The organism is Streptomyces sp. Mut1 (assembly GCF_030719295.1).
GTDB classification, from domain to species: domain Bacteria; phylum Actinomycetota; class Actinomycetes; order Streptomycetales; family Streptomycetaceae; genus Streptomyces; species Streptomyces castrisilvae.
On sequence record NZ_CP120997.1, the window covers coordinates 1925866 to 1942405 of the forward strand.

Annotated in this window: 13 protein-coding genes; 10 read left to right on the forward strand and 3 right to left on the reverse strand. The window is 70.7% G+C overall.

The features are described 5' to 3' along the window. The first annotated feature begins 25 nt into the window (after positions 1-25). From P8A18_RS08170 to P8A18_RS08195, 6 genes are all read left to right on the forward strand, one after another. Positions 26-1513, forward strand: a complete 1488-nt coding sequence (locus P8A18_RS08170) for a hypothetical protein (protein ID WP_306053105.1) — start codon at positions 26-28, stop codon at positions 1511-1513. Continuing rightward, complete coding sequence (locus P8A18_RS08175) at positions 1510-2652, forward strand: ARPP-2 domain-containing protein (RefSeq protein ID WP_306053107.1); 1143 nt, start codon at positions 1510-1512, stop codon at positions 2650-2652. Before P8A18_RS08170 ends, P8A18_RS08175 begins: the two co-directional genes overlap by 4 nt. A gap of 125 nt (positions 2653-2777) precedes the next feature. Continuing rightward, positions 2778-3812 (forward strand): glutamine synthetase, encoded by a 1035-nt coding sequence (gene glnII / locus P8A18_RS08180; RefSeq protein ID WP_306053109.1) that lies wholly within the window; start codon positions 2778-2780, stop codon positions 3810-3812. Positions 3813-4005: 193 nt separating this feature from the next. Next, positions 4006-5799 carry an NAD-dependent malic enzyme gene (locus P8A18_RS08185; protein ID WP_306053111.1) on the forward strand — a complete coding sequence of 598 codons (1794 nt, stop codon included), beginning with the start codon at positions 4006-4008 and terminating at the stop codon, positions 5797-5799. Between the two features lie 6 nt (positions 5800-5805). Beyond that, positions 5806-7269 (forward strand): class II fumarate hydratase, encoded by a 1464-nt coding sequence (locus P8A18_RS08190; RefSeq protein WP_306053113.1) that lies wholly within the window; start codon positions 5806-5808, stop codon positions 7267-7269. 406 nt (positions 7270-7675) lie between these two features. Next, positions 7676-8287 carry a winged helix-turn-helix domain-containing protein gene (locus P8A18_RS08195; protein WP_306053115.1) on the forward strand — a complete coding sequence of 204 codons (612 nt, stop codon included), beginning with the start codon at positions 7676-7678 and terminating at the stop codon, positions 8285-8287. A gap of 75 nt (positions 8288-8362) precedes the next feature. Here the strand turns inward: P8A18_RS08195 and P8A18_RS08200 are convergent, their stop codons facing one another. After that, on the reverse strand, positions 8363-10495 hold the full coding sequence (locus tag P8A18_RS08200) for an MMPL family transporter (protein WP_306053117.1): 2133 nt from the start codon (positions 10493-10495) through the stop codon (positions 8363-8365). A gap of 239 nt (positions 10496-10734) precedes the next feature. On the opposite strand from P8A18_RS08200, the gene P8A18_RS08205 reads away from it, so the two are divergent. Then, complete coding sequence (locus P8A18_RS08205) at positions 10735-12003, forward strand: sensor histidine kinase (protein WP_306060754.1); 1269 nt, start codon at positions 10735-10737, stop codon at positions 12001-12003. After that, positions 11988-12641 carry a LuxR C-terminal-related transcriptional regulator gene (locus tag P8A18_RS08210; protein ID WP_026249341.1) on the forward strand — a complete coding sequence of 218 codons (654 nt, stop codon included), beginning with the start codon at positions 11988-11990 and terminating at the stop codon, positions 12639-12641. The genes P8A18_RS08205 and P8A18_RS08210 overlap by 16 nt, the downstream gene beginning before the upstream one ends. On the opposite strand, the gene P8A18_RS08215 is transcribed toward P8A18_RS08210, so the two are convergent. Together P8A18_RS08215 and P8A18_RS08220 are read right to left on the reverse strand one after the other, a co-directional pair. Beyond that, complete coding sequence (locus P8A18_RS08215; protein WP_306053121.1) at positions 12638-14299, reverse strand: alpha-L-fucosidase; 1662 nt, start codon at positions 14297-14299, stop codon at positions 12638-12640. The genes P8A18_RS08210 and P8A18_RS08215 overlap by 4 nt on opposite strands. Before the next feature lie 145 nt (positions 14300-14444). Further along, positions 14445-14936, reverse strand: a complete 492-nt coding sequence (locus tag P8A18_RS08220) for a MarR family winged helix-turn-helix transcriptional regulator (protein ID WP_306053123.1) — start codon at positions 14934-14936, stop codon at positions 14445-14447. A gap of 69 nt (positions 14937-15005) precedes the next feature. Here P8A18_RS08220 and P8A18_RS08225 point away from each other — a divergent pair, with 69 nt between their 5' ends. Further along, complete coding sequence (locus tag P8A18_RS08225; RefSeq protein ID WP_306053125.1) at positions 15006-15551, forward strand: carboxymuconolactone decarboxylase family protein; 546 nt, start codon at positions 15006-15008, stop codon at positions 15549-15551. 83 nt (positions 15552-15634) lie between these two features. Further along, on the forward strand, positions 15635-16540 hold the full coding sequence (locus P8A18_RS08230) for a metal-dependent hydrolase (RefSeq protein ID WP_018550205.1): 906 nt from the start codon (positions 15635-15637) through the stop codon (positions 16538-16540).

A 16540-nucleotide genomic window follows, 5' to 3' on the forward strand; every position in this document is an offset into this window, starting at 1 on the left:
CGGAACGCCACGGGGGACACACATCATGACGACCGGAACCACGACCGGGGCCGAGGGCCGCGCCGGTCTCGTCGCCGCGGAGGACGTACTCCTCTTCGTCAACGCCGCGATCACCGCCACCGGGCAGCGCGAGTTCCGCACCCAGGCGTACCGGCAGCGGCTCTCGCTGGACTTCCTGCACGCGTACGTGCGGGTCAACTACCGCCGGGTGTACGCCACTTCGCTCGCCCTGGACATCAACGACCACAACGCCGCACGCATCGTGCGCGGTCTGCTGGAGCACGCGGCCGACGCCTCGGTGGAGGAGCGGCGCGCCGAGGGGGCGCTGATCGCGGCGCGGCTGGCGAAGCTGCCGCCGCAGCGGGTCTACCGGCTGTTCCGGGAGCTGCGCGCGGCCCGGGTCAACAACCGGCGCACCCGCGCGATCATGCGGGACTGGCTGGCCGCGCGGCCGGACGCGGCGCACGACGCGGTGAAGTACCGGGCCGGGCTGAAGACCGCTGTCCGCCACGCCCACCTGCGGCTCGACGGCCTGGGCACCGGCGCCGCGCCCGACGGTGAGCTGGGCGCGTTCCTGTTCCGGCCGGGGTCGCTGCCGCGTTACGCGCACCGGCTGCTGGACGCCTGGCGCCGCGCGCACTACGAACAGGGCGCGGTCGGCGAGCTGCCGTTCACCGTCGCGGAGGGGTTCGCGGCCCGGCACGGGATGAAGCGGGAGGCGTTCGTGGAGCGGATGGTGCCCCGGATGACCCGGCTGGAGCGGCTGCGCACCCAGGGGGAGCGTGCGGACGGTCCGCCGGATCCGCCGGCGGGCGTCGATCTGACGGTGATGCCGCTGACCAGGCTCGCGCTGTACGTCCTGTCGCTGGGCCGACAGGCGCGTGCGCGTCGCCGCGAGGAGCTGACCGGGGCGCTGCGCGCGGCCGCCCGCCGCGCGGCGGGTCCGCATGCCGGGAGCTGGGGGCGGGTGGCCGCCGTCCTGGACGACAGCTACTCCTCGTCCGGTTCGGGCGAGAAGCGGCGCCGGCCGCTCGCCGTGGCGCTGGCCTGCCATTTCCTGCTGGAGGCGCTCGCCGCGCCCGGCGCGTACACCCCGCTGTGGACGACCGGGACCAGTGATCCGCTGCTGGTCGTGCCGTGGGGGCCGACCCCGCTCGGCACCCGGGTCGTCGATGCCCTGGAGCACGGCCCCGACCGGCTGGTCATCGTCTCGGACGGCTGGGACAACGCCCCGCCGGGGCTCGCGGGTGAGGTGCTGCGGGTATGGCGGGCCCGGATCGACCCGGACCGGCGTACGGCGGTGGTGCACGTGAACCCCGTATACGACGCGGACGGATTTGACGTCCGGCGGCTGTCGGCGAGCGTGCCGACCGCGGGGATCCGGGACGCCGAGGACCTGCCGGCGCTGGTGGAGATCGCCCGGTTCTCCGAGGGGCGCACCGGGTCCGCCGAGCTGTACGCGTATCTGGACCGGCGGGCCGCCCGGTTCACGGAGACGGGCGGGGCGCGGTGAACCGGCTGGAGCTGACCGGACTGGCCGTCCGCCCCTCGCAGGTGTGGGGCGGCATCCGGCTGGTGCCGCTGGTGCGTGAGCGTCCCGTCGAGGGGCTGCGACTGCACCGGGAGGTGTACGCGGGAGGCGGGACCGGGGCGGTGCGGGTGGGGGCGCGTACGCATGACACCTCGTACATTCCGCACGGGTTCGTCGCCGACTGGTCCGGTGAGGGGGCGGCCGGTGCCGCGTACGGGACGCAGCTCGGCGCCGACGACGGGCGGAGCCGGCCCGGCGGGCCGGCCCGGGTCCTGCGGCTGCCGCGCCACCGCCATCACCGGCTCGCCGAGCGGCAGGCCGGTGACCGGCTGCGTTTCCTGCCGCTGCACCTGGCATTGGAGGGCTATCTGGCGCTGCACTTCGGCGGTCCCTCGACGGCCTGGGAGGAGTGGTCGCGGCAGGCGCTGCGCGACGGGCTCTCGCCGCGTGCCGAGGACGCCTACCTGGGCCGGTCGGTGCGCGGGCTCGGGGACGCGCTGCGGGCGTTCGAGATCCATCCGGGCCAGTGCGGGGTGCTGGTGTACGCCGCGGACGCCCTGGCCGCCGCCTTCGTCGTCCCCCACCCGGACGACTACCGGCTGCTGCACCCCACGCTCGTGGAGGACCTGTTCGGTGAGCTGGTCCACCAGTACGCGATGTACGGGGCGCCGGTCCCGGAGTTCGGGGCGCGCATCGCGGACGGGCCCGGGTTGCGGACGGTGGCGGGGCTGCGGGCGGCAGCGCGGGAGCAGGAGCGGGCGTGGGCCGAGGCGCACGACACGCTCTTCGCGCGGGAGCTGCTGGACACCTCGTACGGCTTCGAACGGGTGTACCGGATGGGCGGGTTCACGCTGTGGCGGTTCCTGCCGCCGTTCGTACGCGACGGGACCGGGCAGCACATCGGCGAGACGGTCACCGACCACAAGGGGCGGGTCGCGTATCTGAAGACGTTCCGGCTGTCCGAGGCGCAGATCCGGCGCGGATACCTGCTGCGGCGGCTGGCCGACGCGGACTGGCGGCTGCCCGTCGCCGCGCGGGCGCTGGGCACCGGCGAGACGGAGCTGCGGCGGCGGATCAGCGGCGCGGGCTTCGCGCACCTGCTCCGGCACCGGGAGGGATGAGGCCTTATGGGCCGGACGGCCGGGAAACCCCGGTAACACGGGGTTCACACGAGGGCAACGGTCGGGAAATCGCGCCTTGCGAAGCTGCGTCGCATACACCGCAGCACCCGCAAAGGATGGCTTCCGTGACGTTCAAGGCTGAGTACATCTGGATCGACGGCACCGAGCCGACCGCCAAGCTCCGCTCCAAGACCAAGATCATGCCCGGTGCCCCGTCGTCCGACGTGGCCCAGCTGCCCGTCTGGGGCTTCGACGGGTCGAGCACCAGCCAGGCCGAGGGCCATGCCTCGGACCGGGTGCTGAAGCCGGTCTTCACGTGTCCGGACCCGATCCGCGGCGGCGGCGACGTCCTGGTCCTGTGCGAGGTCTTCGACATCGACATGACCCCGCACGCCTCCAACACGCGGGCACTGCTGCGTCCGTTCTCCGAGCGGTTCGCCGGGCAGGAGGCGATCTTCGGCATCGAGCAGGAGTACACGTTCTTCGACGGCCACCGGCCGCTCGGCTTCCCCGAGGGCGGCTTCCCCGCCGCTCAGGGCGGCTACTACTGCGGGGTCGGCGCGGACGAGATCTTCGGCCGCGAGATCGTCGAGAAGCACCTCGACAACTGCCTGAAGGCGGGCCTGGGCATCTCCGGCATCAACGCCGAGGTCATGCCGGGCCAGTGGGAGTTCCAGGTGGGCCCGCTGTCCCCGCTGGAGGTCTCCGACCAGCTGTGGATCGCCCGCTGGCTGCTCTACCGCACCGCCGAGGACTTCGACGTCTCCGCGACCCTCGACCCGAAGCCCGTCAAGGGCGACTGGAACGGCGCGGGCGCGCACACCAACTTCTCCACCAGGGCGATGCGCGAGGGCTACGACGCGATCATCACCGCGTGCGAGTCGCTGGGCGAGGGCTCGAAGCCGATGGACCACGTCAAGAACTACGGCGCGGGCATCGACGACCGGCTGACCGGACTGCACGAGACCGCCCCGTGGAACGAGTACAGCTACGGCGTCTCCGACCGCGGCGCCTCGGTCCGCATCCCGTGGCAGGTCGAGCAGGACCGCAAGGGCTACATCGAGGACCGCCGCCCCAACGCCAACGTCGACCCGTACGTCGTCACGCGGCTGATCGTGGACACCTGCTGCACGGCGCTGGAGAAGGCCGGCCAGGTCTGAGCCCAGGCACCGACGCCCGTACGAGGGGGCGCCCACCAAAAGTCCGGTGGGCGCCCCCTCCGGCGTTGTCACGCGGCTGAGCGCGGACACCTCCGGCATGAGCTTTTCGAAGGTGCGGGTTGCAATCGGGTGGGTGAGACTTCCTTTATCGCGATGTCGTAGGAAGCGTCACTACGCCTTGCAGGAGGATGGAATGCGGTACACCCGCCAAGCACAGCCCCGTCGCAATGGTGACAAGCGAGTGATCCGTACGACGGCGCGCGGCTACGAAGTCCTGCGGGATCCGGGGCTGAACAAGGGCACCGCATTCAGCGAGGGGGAGCGCGCGGCGCTCGGTCTGGACGGGCTGCTTCCTCCGGCGGTCACCGCGGATATGGAGCAGCAGCTGGATCGCGCGTACGCGGCCTATTCCTCGGAACCCACCGATCTGGCCAAGCATGTGTACATGTGGCGGCTGCACGACAACAACGTCACATTGTTCTATGCCTTGCTCCAGCGTCACCTGCTGGAAATGCTTCCGGTGGTGTACGACCCTGTTGTGGGCGAAGCGATCGAGAGCTACAGCGAGGTCTTCACCCGGCCCCGCGGGGTGTATTTGAGCCTCGGGGATCCGGAGAGCGTCGAGGCTCGTCTCGCCGCGTTCGGGGCCGACGGCGACGACATCGACCTGCTGGTCGCCTCCGATGCCGAAGAAATCCTGGGTATCGGCGACTGGGGTTCCAACGGGATCGACATCGCGGTGGGCAAGCTCGCGGTCTACACCGCCGCGGCCGGCATCGACCCGTACCGGGTCATTCCGGTGATCCTGGACGCGGGCACGAACAACGAGAAACTCCTCAACGACCCGATGTACATCGGGTACCGCCACGGCCGGAAGCGCGGCAAGGAGTACGACGCCTTCATCGAGGCCTACGTCACCGCGGCGCAGAAACTGTTCCCCAAGGCCCTTCTGCACTGGGAGGACTTCGGGTCCACGAACGCCCGCCGGATCCTGGACACCTATGCGGACCGGGTTCCGTCCTTCAACGACGACGTCCAGGGCACAGGAGCCGTCGTGATGGCCGGTCTGCTCAACGCGGTCCGGCTGAGCGGGACTCCGTGGACCGGTCAGCGCGCGGTGGTCCTCGGAGGGGGAAGCGCCGGGTGCGGGATCGCGGACCAGATCCGCGATCAGATGGTGCGGTCCGGGCTGTCGAAGGACGAAGCCACCCGGCGGATCTGGATCGTTGACCTGCCGGGCCTGCTGACCGAGGATCTCGGGCCGGATCTGCTGCCCTACCAGCGTCCCTACGCCCGGCCTTCGGCCGAGGTCCAAGATCTGGCCCGCACTCCGTGCGACGTGGTCACCGCCGCCGAAACGCGCTGGCCGGCCATGGCCGGCCTGCGAGCGCGGGCAGCTTCGGGCGACGGAATCATCGACCTCGCCACGGTGGTGGCTGCCGTGAAGCCCACGATCCTCATCGGCACGTCGACCACTCCTGGCATGTTCACCGAGGAGATCGTGCGGAAGATGGCGGCCTCCGTGGAGCGCCCGATCGTTTTCCCCTTGTCGAACCCGACCAGTCTGCACGAGGCCACTCCAGCACATCTGCTGGAATGGACGGATGGAAAGTGCCTGGTCGCGACGGGCGCCCCATTCGACGATGTCGAACGCGACGGGGTCGTCCACCGTATCGGCCAAGCCAATAACGCCGCGCTCTACCCGGGGCTGGGGCTGGGCGTCATTGCTTCCCGCGCCTCAAAGGTCTCCCCCGAAATGCTGCAGGCCGCCGCGGAGGCGGTGGCCGGGCAGGCGGACGTGAGCACGCCGGGGGCTTCGCTCCTTCCCTCCAACTCGGAACTGCGGACGACGTCGAGCATCGTCGCCGTTCAAGTGGTGCAGACCGCTGTCGAGCAGGGACTGGCCCGAGCAACGATCGATGAGCCGGTGGAAGCCGTCCGGCGGAATGTGTGGTGGCCCGAGTACTCGACGGTCGAGGCGGTGTGACGCGCGATGACGCAGAACTCCGGCCAGGCGCCCCGCGTACTCGACATCGCAATCGGGCTGCACACCTCCGGGACCCGCGAGGAGAGCGATTCCCTCGGTGCCGTGCGGGTCCCGGCCGATCACTACTGGGGGGCGCAGACCCAACGCTCGCTCCAGCATTTCGACATCGGCGGGGACAAGGACCGCATGCCCATCGAGGTCTACCGGGCGTACGGAATCGTCAAGAAGGCAGCGGCACGTATCAACACCGCGGCGGGCAGCCTGCCGGCCTGGATGGGCAGCCTCATCGGCACGGTTGCGGACGAGGTCGTCTCCGGACAGCTCGACAGCGAATTCCCGCTCTTCGTATGGCAGACCGGCTCAGGCACGCAGTCGAACATGAACGTCAACGAGGTCATCTCCAACAGGTGCATTCAGCTGGTGGGCGGCGAGCTGGGGACCAAGAGGCCCGTACACCCCAACGACCACGTGAACATGTCGCAGTCCTCGAACGACACCTTCCCCACAGCGATGCACATCGCAGCCGACACCATGCTTCACCAGCACGTACTGCCGCAGCTCGACGACCTGCAGAAGGCGCTGAGCGACAAGAGCCGGCAGTGGAACGACGTGGTGAAGATCGGCCGGACCCATCTTGAGGACGCAACACCACTGACCGTGGGCCAGGAATGGTCCGGCTACGCCGCGATGGTTCAGGACGCACGAGACGCACTGGTGGCGGATTCGTCCGGATTGCCGCGTCTCGCGGTCGGCGGCACGGCCGTCGGTACCGGTCTCAACACCGCTCAGGGATTCGACGGACGGATGGCTGAGGCGATCGCCGATCTGACCGGACGCCCCTTCGTCACCGCACCGAACAAGTTCGCCGCTCAAGGATCTCTTGACGCTCTGGTCCGCTGCTCCGGCGGGCTGCGCAATCTGGCCGTCACCCTCTTCAAGATCGCCAACGATCTGCGATGGCTCGGGTCGGGCCCACGGGCCGGCCTTCACGAACTGGTGCTGCCGTCGAACGAGCCGGGCTCGTCGATCATGCCGGGCAAGGTCAACCCGACACAGGCCGAGGCCATGCTGATGGTGGCCATCCAGGTCATCGGCAACGACACGACTGTGGCGGTCGCGGGGAAGGAGGGGAACTTCGAGCTCAACGCCTTCCGGCCGATCATCCTCGCCAACCTCCTCCACAGCATGAGAATCATGGGCGACATGTGCAACCATTTCCGGCGCTTCATGATCGAGGGAACCACTCTCGACAAGCGCAGGATCAAGGAGTACGTCGACAGCTCGGTGATGATGGTGACGGCTCTGTCACCAGTGATCGGCTACGACAAGGCGTCGGCGATCGCTCACAAGGCCATGGATGAGGACCTGACGCTGCGACAGGCGGCCATCGCCTGCGGAATCGACGCCGAGGAGTTCGACCGCGTGGTCGTCCCCCTGGCCATGACCCGGCCGGGACCCCAGGCGCACTGAAGCGGTCCCGGCCGGACCCGATGCCCGGGAGAGCCATCCCGGCGGTCTGGACCGGCGCAAGCGGCTGGTGGGGCTGGAGAGGCCGGTTCCGGGCAGGCGGTGGGGCCGGTTCCGGGTCGGCGTGAGGAACGTAACGCAAAGGGTCGGTATCGACGGGTGGAAGAGGTCTGCTCCGGGGTGCCGTTCTCTGGTTCAATGGGGGCATGGCCAGTTACCCGCACACCTCGGCAGGTCGCAGCGACCTAGAGCCGTTCTGGCCCTCCCGTCAGCATCACGACTTCGACCGGGTGTGTTGCCGCGCGCTGAACGCGCCGGCCCTCTGAAGCCGCTCACCCGGCCTCCGGTCCGCGCGCACGCAGCAAGTCCGTCCACAGACGACTCCTTCGCGCGAAAGAGCTGACCCCTCATGGCGAACACCCGTTCCTTCTCCGCCGCAGCCGCTGCCACCGCAGCGCCGGCGGTGGCCGCTGCGACCGCATCCGTCCGTTCCCAGTCCCCCAACCGGCACCGGCTGCGTGCCGTCGCCCCCGACGAGGTCGTCCGGCAGGCCGACGTATCCGCGTTCCTCACGCCGGACGCGACCTGGCTGCCGGCGCCTCAGCACACCCTGCCCACTCTGCCGGGCCGGCCGCCGATGGTCGGTTACCTGGTGCTCGTGCCCGCCGACCAGCAGCCGGCCTTCGCCGCTGCCGCCGCCCAGTACACGGTGCCGGAGCAGCCGGTGGACGCGGCGGCGGACGGGCCGGTGACCATCGACCCCGTCCAGCGCTCCGCCTCGGTGAACGGGCAGCTGCTCGACCTCACCTACCTGGAGTTCGAGCTCCTCGCCCATCTGGTGGCGCACCCCCACCGGGTGCACACCCGCGATCAGTTGGTGACCACGGTCTGGGGGTACGGGCACGTGGGCGACGGGCGCACCGTCGATGTCCACATCGCCCGGCTGCGCCGCAAGCTCGGTGCCGAGCACCGCCGTTCGATCCAGACGGTGCGGCGGGTGGGGTACAAGTACGCCCCCTGAGCACTCGTGTGAACACAACGGGCTCCGGCCCCGGTGCGGTGCACCGGGGCCGGAGCCCGTCCGGTCCGTCCGGGGTCAGCCGCGCACCCCGGGTCCCACCGGGGTCGCGGGGGCGGCCGGCTCCGGTTCGCCGTGGTCCATGGCCCGCAGCCGGCCGAGGCCGCGCGGGGTGCGCCAGTTGCGCTCGCCGAGCATCGCCATCACGGAGGGCAGCAGCACCATCCGTACGATCGTGGCGTCCAGCAGTACCGCGACGGCCAGGCCGACGCCCATCTGCTGCATGTCCTGCATCGAGAGGGTCGCGAAGACCGAGAACACCGCCACCATGATCACGGCGGCGCCGGTCACCGCCCCGGCCGTGCGCCGGATGCCCTCGTCGATCGCGGCCGGGGTGGAGAGCCCGCGACCGTGCGCCTCGCGGATCCGGGAGACCACGAAGACGTGGTAGTCCATCGAAAGGCCGAACAGGACGACGAGGACGAACAGCGGCATCCATGCCTCGACCGCGCCGACGCCTTCCGAGCCGATCAGACCGGCGCCCCAGCCGTGCTGGAAGACGGCGGTCATCACCCCGTACGCGGCGGCCACCGAGAGCAGGTTGAGCAGGATCGAGGTGACGGCGATGACGTACGAGCGGAAGCAGAACAGCATCAGCAGGAACGTCACCGCGGTGATGAAGAGGAAGACGGGGGCGATGCCGCGCTTCAGCTGGTCGTTGAAGTCGACGGACCCGGCCACCTCACCGGTGACGTAGGCGCGGGCGCCGGTCGAGCCGAAGGCGGCGGGCAGCCGCTCCTCGCGCAGTTCGGCGAGGCCGTCCTTCCCGTCCGGCAGCGGGACCTCGATCTCGGCGACGTTCTGCGCCCGGTGCACGGTGACGTGGTCGAAGCCGGCGAGGGCCTTGCGGACGGCGGGGGCCGTGATGTCGTCGGCCTCGACGACGACCTGGGCGGGGGCGGGGCCGCCGGGGAAGGTGTCGCTGATGTGGCGGTAGGCGACGGACAGCGCGGAGTCGGAGCCGAACTGCTTCTCCAGGCCGAGGGACTCGGTCTTCATGCCGATGGCGGGCACGGCGAGCGCGAGCAGGACGGCGACGGAGGCGGCGGCGAAGAACTTCGGGCTCCTCAGGACGGGCCGCAGCAGCCGGCCGGCGAGTCGGCCGCTCTGCTTGCCGCCCCGCTTGCCGCGCCGGTTCAGCAGCGGCACCCTGCCCGCGTCGACGCGGTCGCCCAGCCAGGACAGCAGGGCGGGCAGCACCGTCACGGAGCCGAGCATGGCGATGAGGACGACGATGATCGTGGCGAGGGCGAAGCCCTTGAAGAGCATCAGCCCGGACAGGAACATCCCGGCCATCGCGACCATCACGGTGAGCCCGGAGACCAGCACGGCCCGGCCGCTGGTGGCGGCGGCGATGCGCAGGGCGGTCTCGGCGTCGCGTCCGGCGGCCCGCTCGTCGCGTTCGCGCCGCAGGTAGAACAGGCAGTAGTCGACGCCGACGGCGAAGCCCATCAGGAACATCACGGAGTACGTGGTCTGGAAGAGGTGCAGCTGGTGGCTGGCCAGCGAGAGCAGTCCGAAGGCCGCCATGCACGCGGTGAGGGCCAGCCCCACGGGCAGCAGGGCCGCGACGACGGCTCCGAAGGCGACGAGCAGGATGCCCAGGGCCAGGGGTACGGCGGTGAACTCGGCCTTCTTGAAGTCCTCGGAGAGCAGGTCGCCGAGCCACTTGCCGGCGCTGGCGTCGCCGAACTGGTGGATGGTGACGTCCGGCCGCTTCTCCTCCACCCCGGCCACGGCGTCGAGCACCGGCTGCACCCGGTCGGACGCGGTGCCCGCGTCGCCCTTCATCTCGAAGGTGATCAGCGCGTCCTTGCCGTCCTCGGAGCGGACCGGGTCCGCCAGGCCCGTGACCTCGCCGGTCCTGTCGAGGGCGGCGGTCAGCTCCCGCGCGGCGGTCCGCCAGCCGTCGGGCTCGGCCGCCGACACCATGACGAGTTCACCGGCCCGGTGACCGAGACCCGCGTCGGACAGGATCTGTTCGGCGCGGGCCGAGTCGCCGGCACCGTTCTCCGCGTCGGTCATCTCGACCATGCCCGAAGCTCCGCCGATGCCCGCGGCGAGTACGACGAAGAGCAGCCAGCCGAAAATGGCCGTCTTGCGATGGTGTGCGCTCCACACACCGATACGTGCCGCGAGGTTACGCCTCATGGCGGGTTCGCCCCCTGTTGCTGGATGTCCGACGTTGCTCCTCGAATCTAGGGAGGCGCCGGCCGCCGCCCCAGCCGCTGAACCCCCCGCTCGGCGAGACGTAGGGCGAGGTCAGCGGGGTGGTGCTGGGTACACCCCCGCCGGGTGGGGAACCGGCTGACGCCCGCGGTGCCCGACGGGTCAGACTGTGTGCGGACCGGGGCCGGCACGAGGCCCCGGCGAGGGGAAGAGGGACCGTGATGGACGCGAAAATGGGACGGGTCAGGTCGGCACTGCTGGCCGCGGGGCGCGGGCTGGTGCTGTCGGTCGTCGCGCTGGCGGGGTCCATCACACTCTTCGTGCTGACGGTGCTCTCGATCGCCTTCATCCCGCTGGGCATCGGCCTGGTCACCACCCCGCAGGTGCTGGAGGCCGTCCGCAAGCACGCGAACCAGCGCCGGCTGATGGCGATCACCTGGTCGAACGTGCGCATCCCGGTCCCGTACCGCCCGTTCCCGAAGGATGTGCGCAGCGGCTTCACCGGGCAGGTGGAGCGGACCACGCTGATGCTGAAGGACCCGGCGACCTGGCGGGACATCCAGTGGCTGCTGGTCGACATGACGGCCGGCTACGCGGTGGCCGTGCTGGCGTCGGCGCTGATGCTCTACCCGGTGGAGGGGATCGTCCTGGCGGCGGGGCTGTGGCGGGTCTACACGGACGACCGGTACTGGTACGCGTTCGTCCCGGTCGACAGCCAGGGGACGGCCCTGCTCGCCGCCGCGCTGGGCGTGGTGCTGTTCACGGCCGGCGTCTTCCTGAGCAATCCCCTGCTGCGGGCCCACTTCATGATCGCCCGCTCGGTCCTCGCCCCCACCCACGAGCGTGAACTCGCGCAGCGCATCGAGCGGTTGACCGAGACCCGGCACGAGGCGGTCGACACGGCCGCGTCCGAGCTGCGCCGCATCGAGCGGGACCTGCACGACGGGGCGCAGGCCAGGCTCGTCGCCATGGGCATGAACCTGGGCACCGTCGAGGCGCTCATCGAGAAGGACCCGGAGCAGGCGAAGAAGCTCCTGGCGATGGCCCGTGAGTCCTCGGCCGAGGCGCTGACCGAGCTGCGTGACCTGGTCCGGGGCATCCACCCGCCGGTACTGGCCGAGCGCGGGCTCGGGGACGCGGTGAAGGCGCTGGCGCTGCGGCTGCCAATCCCGTGCGAGGTGGACGTGGAGCTGACCGGCCGGGCCGGGGCGCCGGTCGAGTCGGCGGCGTACTTCGCGGTCAGCGAGGCGCTGACGAACGCGGTGAAGCACGCGGGCGCCGAACGGATCTGGGTGGACCTGCACCACGGCGAGGGGGCGCTCAGGTTCTCGGTGACGGACAACGGGAAGGGCGGCGCGACGGTCGGCGCGGGCTCGGGCCTGAGCGGAATCGAACGCCGGCTCGGTACATTCGACGGCATCATGGCCGTCAGCAGCCCCGCGGGCGGTCCCACCATGGTGACCATGGAGATCCCTTGCGAGTTGTCCTAGCCGAAGATCTCTTCCTGCTGCGCGACGGCCTGGTCCGCATGCTTGAGGCGTACGACTTCGAGATCGCGGCCGCCGTCGAGACCGGGCCCGAACTGACCAGGGCCTTTGCCGAGTTGGAGCCGGACGTCGCCGTGGTCGACGTCCGGCTTCCGCCGTCCCACACGGACGAGGGGTTGCAGTGCGCGCTGGCGGCCCGGCGCGCGCGGCCCGGTCTGCCGGTGCTCGTGCTCTCCCAGCACGTGGAGCAGCTGTACGCGCGCGAGCTGCTGGCGGACGGCAACGGCGGGATCGGCTATCTGCTCAAGGACCGGGTGTTCGACGCCGACCAGTTCATCGACGCGGTGCGCCGGGTGGCGGCGGGCGGGACGGCGATGGACCCGCAGGTCATCTCGCAGCTGCTGACGCGGCGTTCGCAGGACAAGCCGATGGGCGGTCTGACGCCGCGCGAGCGGGAGGTCATGGAGCTGATGGCCCAGGGCCGGTCGAACGCGGCGATCGCCTCGCAGATGGTGATCACGGAGCGGGCGGTGGCCAAGCACACCTCGAACATCTTCGGGAAGCTCGGCCTGCCCCCGTCCGACGACGACAACCGCCGCGTTCTGGCCGTCCTGGCCTACCTGGACCGGGGGCAGGGCTAGGGCGTGCCGGTCAGGTGCATGGTCGTGGCGCCCAGGTGCGGCTTCGCCCGGGACTCCAGCACCTTGACGCGGACCGCCGACGCGGTGACGGCCTCGGGGAGCGGCAGGATGCGTTCGTGGCCGATGGTGGTGCCCTCGGCGATCCGCTGCCAGACCCCGTCGACCTCGGCCTCGACGGCGAACCTCTCCACCCGCTGGCCGTGCCGGATGTCCTCGCGGACGGCGACGCGGTCGAAGGTGTAGGGCCCCGGGCCCCGCTCGCGTACGTCGGTGCCGTAGATCCGGCGCAGACCGGCGCCGAAGGCGGTCAGTGACGCCATGTCCGCCCCGGCGATCCGGCCGTCAGGCGCGGGCGGCACGTTGAGCAGGAGTGAGGCGTTGCGGCCCACGCTCTTCTCGTACAGGTCCATCAGCTGCGCGGCGGTCTTGGGCTGTTCGTCCTCGTGGTAGAACCAGCCGGGCCGGTTGGAGACGTCGGCCTCGGCCGGGTACCACTGGAGGTAGTTGACGTCGGGGCCGAGGAGCCTGGCGCGGGAGCCGATGTCGGTGTCGGTTGAGTCGTTGGGCAGGCCGCCGAGTCCGGTCCACGGGTCGGTGGTGTGCGGGGTCACGCTCCACTCGGTCTCGCGGGCGGTCCCGTTCTCGTTGCCGACCCAGCGCACGCCCTGCGGACCCTGGAAGACGACGGTGTTCGGCGAGAGGGCCCCGACCATGTCGAACCACTGCTCGACGTCGTACTTCTGGGTGATGCCGGAGCCCGACCAGGGGTTGGCGCCGTCGAGCCACAGCTCCTCGACGGGCCCGTACTGGGTGAAGATCTCGTACAGCTGGTTGAGGTAGTACGCGTCGTAGTCGTCGGCCCGGACCGTGAAGCTGGGCAGCTTGCCGCTCTTGACGCGGGCGGCGCGGTCGTCGCCGGGGACGAGGGTGGGGATGGTGCGCTCGGTGACGGCGCTGCCGTTGCCGAAGCGTCCCTGGCCGGCCGGGGCGCGGTCGCCGTCCTCCAGGGCCATCCGCTCGGGCAGGCTCAGCGTCTTGCCCTCGGCCTGCTTGGCGCGGATCTGCTCGACCCAGTCGGCGTGCCAGGCGTGCGGGAGTTCGGCTCCGTCGGACGGGGAGAGGTAGAGGCCGACCTTCAGCCCGGCCTTGCGGGCGGCCTTGACGTAGGCGGCGACGACGTCGGGGCTGCCGGGGCTGAGGGCGACGGAGTGGTCGGTGTAGCGGCTGGGGTAGAGCACGAAGCCGTCGTGGTGCTTGACGGTGAGCATGACCTGCTCGGCGCCGGCGGCCTTGTAGGCGCGCATCCACTGGTCCGCGTCGATGCTGCCGGGCGCGAAGAGCTTCTCGTCCTCCGTGCCCGAGCCCCATTCGCGGCCGGTGAAGGTGTTCATCCCGAAGTGCGTGAAGGCGGTGATCTCCCGCTGCTGCCAGGCCAGTTGCCCGGTGGTGGGGACGATGTTGGCCGCCTTCTCGATGATCCGGGCGGGGCTGTCGCAGGCCTCGACGGTCATCTGCGAGGCGGGTTTCACGGGCCCGCGGCACGTACCGGCGGGCGCGGAGGGCGCGGGCGCGGACTGCTGCGCGGTGGCGGTCACGGGGATGAGCGCGGCGGCGGCCGCCAGCGCGAGAGCGCTGAGCACATGGGTGCGTCGTGCCATGGTTCCCTCTCCTTCACGACCACGAGTGGTCGGATCTCTTGGGTGCCGACGCGTGCATGCTGCCGCAAACAAGGGCCCACGGAAAGGGTGCGGGCCACATACATCCTATCTCTCGTCAGTAAAGTCCAAGCCGCCGGGACCACCCTCAGCCGTTGAACCAGGACGCCACATCGAGCCGGAAGGCGCCGTCGGGGGCCATCGCGCGCAGGTCGTCCTCCAGGGCGCGGACCCGCTCGGCCCCCAGCTTGCGGACCCACTCGGCCCGCAGCCGGTCGAAGCCCTCGGCGGACCGGACCAGGACGTCGATCCCCCGCGCGGTCAGCAGGACCAACTTGCGGCGCCCGTCGGCCGGATCGTCGGCGCGTTCCACGTAACCGAGGGCTTCGAGCCGGTCCACGGTCTTCCCGGCGGCCTGTTTGGAGACGCCGAGGCGGCGGCCGATCTCGCTGGCGGTCGCCCCGTCGACGCCCACCGCCTGAAGGGCGTAGCCGTACGCGGGCCGCAGGTCGAGGTGGCCCTCCTCGGCCAGCTCGCGGTGGAGCCCGTCGATGACCGACCGGAACCCGGCGAACAGCAGCAGGGGCAGCTCGAAGCCCGCACCCGCCTCGTCGGAGCGCCTCCGCGCGCGCTCAGCCATTGCGAAACTCGACAACCTGGTTTACGTTTTCGTCAATCACGTTGTCGATTTTACCGCGAGGGGTCACCCATGTCCGCGACCGTCTTCCCCGACCACACCCACGCCTCCGCCCCCGCCGCCGCCCGCCCCGCCCTGGCGGCCATCGCGCAGAAACAGGGCTTCCTGCCGGCCGCGGCCGCCCGGATGGCCATCTCCCCCGAGCTGCTGAACGGCTTCCTGAAGATCAACGCCCTCTTCGAGGCCACCACCCTGGACCGGCTCTCCCGCGAGGTCCTGAGCATGACGATGGCCACCCGGAACGGCTGCCACGTCTGCATCGCCATCCACACCGCGATCCTCACCTCCCTGGACACCGAGCCCGCCCTGCTCGACGCCCTGCGCGAGGCCGCCCCGCTCCCCGACGAACGGCTGGAAGCGCTGCGGCAGTTCATCCTGGCCGCCGTCGCGACGAACGGGGCCGTCGGCGACGAGGCGATGGAGGCGTTCCTGTCCCACGGCTACACCCCGCGCAACGCACTGGAGGTGGTCCTCGGCATCGGCGCCTACACCCTGTCGACGCTCGCCAACCGGATGACGGACGCACCACTCGACGGCCCGCTGGCGCAGTTCGCCTGACACCGCCGCACAGGGCGGGAACGGGCTCAGGAATTCACCGCACGCCCCTGTCCCCCCGGCTCACCCCTCACTACATTGACAATATGTCTAACACGCAGCCAGCGGCGGTCGCGTCGGAGCGAACCACCCTCAAGGCCCGCCGGGTCAGCTTCGCCTGGGACCGGACCCCCCTGCACTGGGTGCCGGGCGACCCGTTCACCACGCACACGATCAATGTGCTCCACCTCCTGCTCCCGGCCGGGGAACGCTGGTTCATCCACGTCTACCGCCAAGTGCTCCCGTACATCCACGACGAGGAGCTGCGGCAGGACGTCATCGGCTTCATCGGCCAGGAGGCGATGCACTCCCAGGCCCATGACGACGTCCTGCCGCACCTCAAGGAGCAGGGCCTCGACCCGACCCCGTACACCGCTCAGGTGGACTGGCTCTTCGAGAAGCTCCTCGGCGACCGGACCCTGCCTCCGGGCCGGGCACGCGAGTGGTGGCTGCTGGAGCGGGTGGCGACGATAGCGGCGATCGAGCACTACACCGCCTTCCTCGGCGACTGGATACTCAACGCCGACGAGCTGGACCGGCGCGGCGCCGACCCCACCATGCTGGACCTGCTGCGCTGGCACGGCGCCGAGGAGGTCGAGCACCGCTCCGTCGCCTTCGACGTGTTCATGCACGTCGACGGCGGCTACCGGCGGCGGGTGCGGACCTGGGCGACGGCCTTCTCCGCGCTGCTCTTCCTCTGGCAGCGCGGCGCCCGCTTCTTCATGGAGAACGACCCCGCGCTGCTGGACGGCAAGGCGTCATTCGGGCAGTTCTACCGCAGCGGCCGGCGCGGCACCCTGCCCAGCACCCCGTCCATGCTGCGATCGATCCCGCGCTATCTGAGCCGTTCCTACCACCCCTCGCAGGAGGGCAGCACGGCGCAGGCCGTCGACTACCTCACCCGCTCGCCCGCGGCCGTCGCGGCCGAGGCCCGTACCCCGAAGGCCCTCTGA

Bases quoted from the DNA above. Each gene is read 5' to 3' on its own strand.
- P8A18_RS08190 (WP_306053113.1), top strand. From the start codon at position 5,806: ATGACGCAGAACTCCGGCCAGGCGCCCCGCGTACTCGACATCGCAATC.
- P8A18_RS08195 (WP_306053115.1), top strand. From the start codon at position 7,676: ATGGCGAACACCCGTTCCTTCTCCGCCGCAGCCGCTGCCACCGCAGCG.
- P8A18_RS08205 (WP_306060754.1), top strand. From the start codon at position 10,735: ATGGACGCGAAAATGGGACGGGTCAGGTCGGCACTGCTGGCCGCGGGG.
- P8A18_RS08185 (WP_306053111.1), top strand. From the start codon at position 4,006: ATGCGGTACACCCGCCAAGCACAGCCCCGTCGCAATGGTGACAAGCGA.
- P8A18_RS08170 (WP_306053105.1), top strand. From the start codon at position 26: ATGACGACCGGAACCACGACCGGGGCCGAGGGCCGCGCCGGTCTCGTC.
- P8A18_RS08200 (WP_306053117.1), bottom strand. From the start codon at position 10,495: ATGAGGCGTAACCTCGCGGCACGTATCGGTGTGTGGAGCGCACACCAT.
- P8A18_RS08215 (WP_306053121.1), bottom strand. From the start codon at position 14,299: ATGGCACGACGCACCCATGTGCTCAGCGCTCTCGCGCTGGCGGCCGCC.
- P8A18_RS08220 (WP_306053123.1), bottom strand. From the start codon at position 14,936: ATGGCTGAGCGCGCGCGGAGGCGCTCCGACGAGGCGGGTGCGGGCTTC.
- P8A18_RS08225 (WP_306053125.1), top strand. From the start codon at position 15,006: ATGTCCGCGACCGTCTTCCCCGACCACACCCACGCCTCCGCCCCCGCC.
- P8A18_RS08230 (WP_018550205.1), top strand. From the start codon at position 15,635: ATGTCTAACACGCAGCCAGCGGCGGTCGCGTCGGAGCGAACCACCCTC.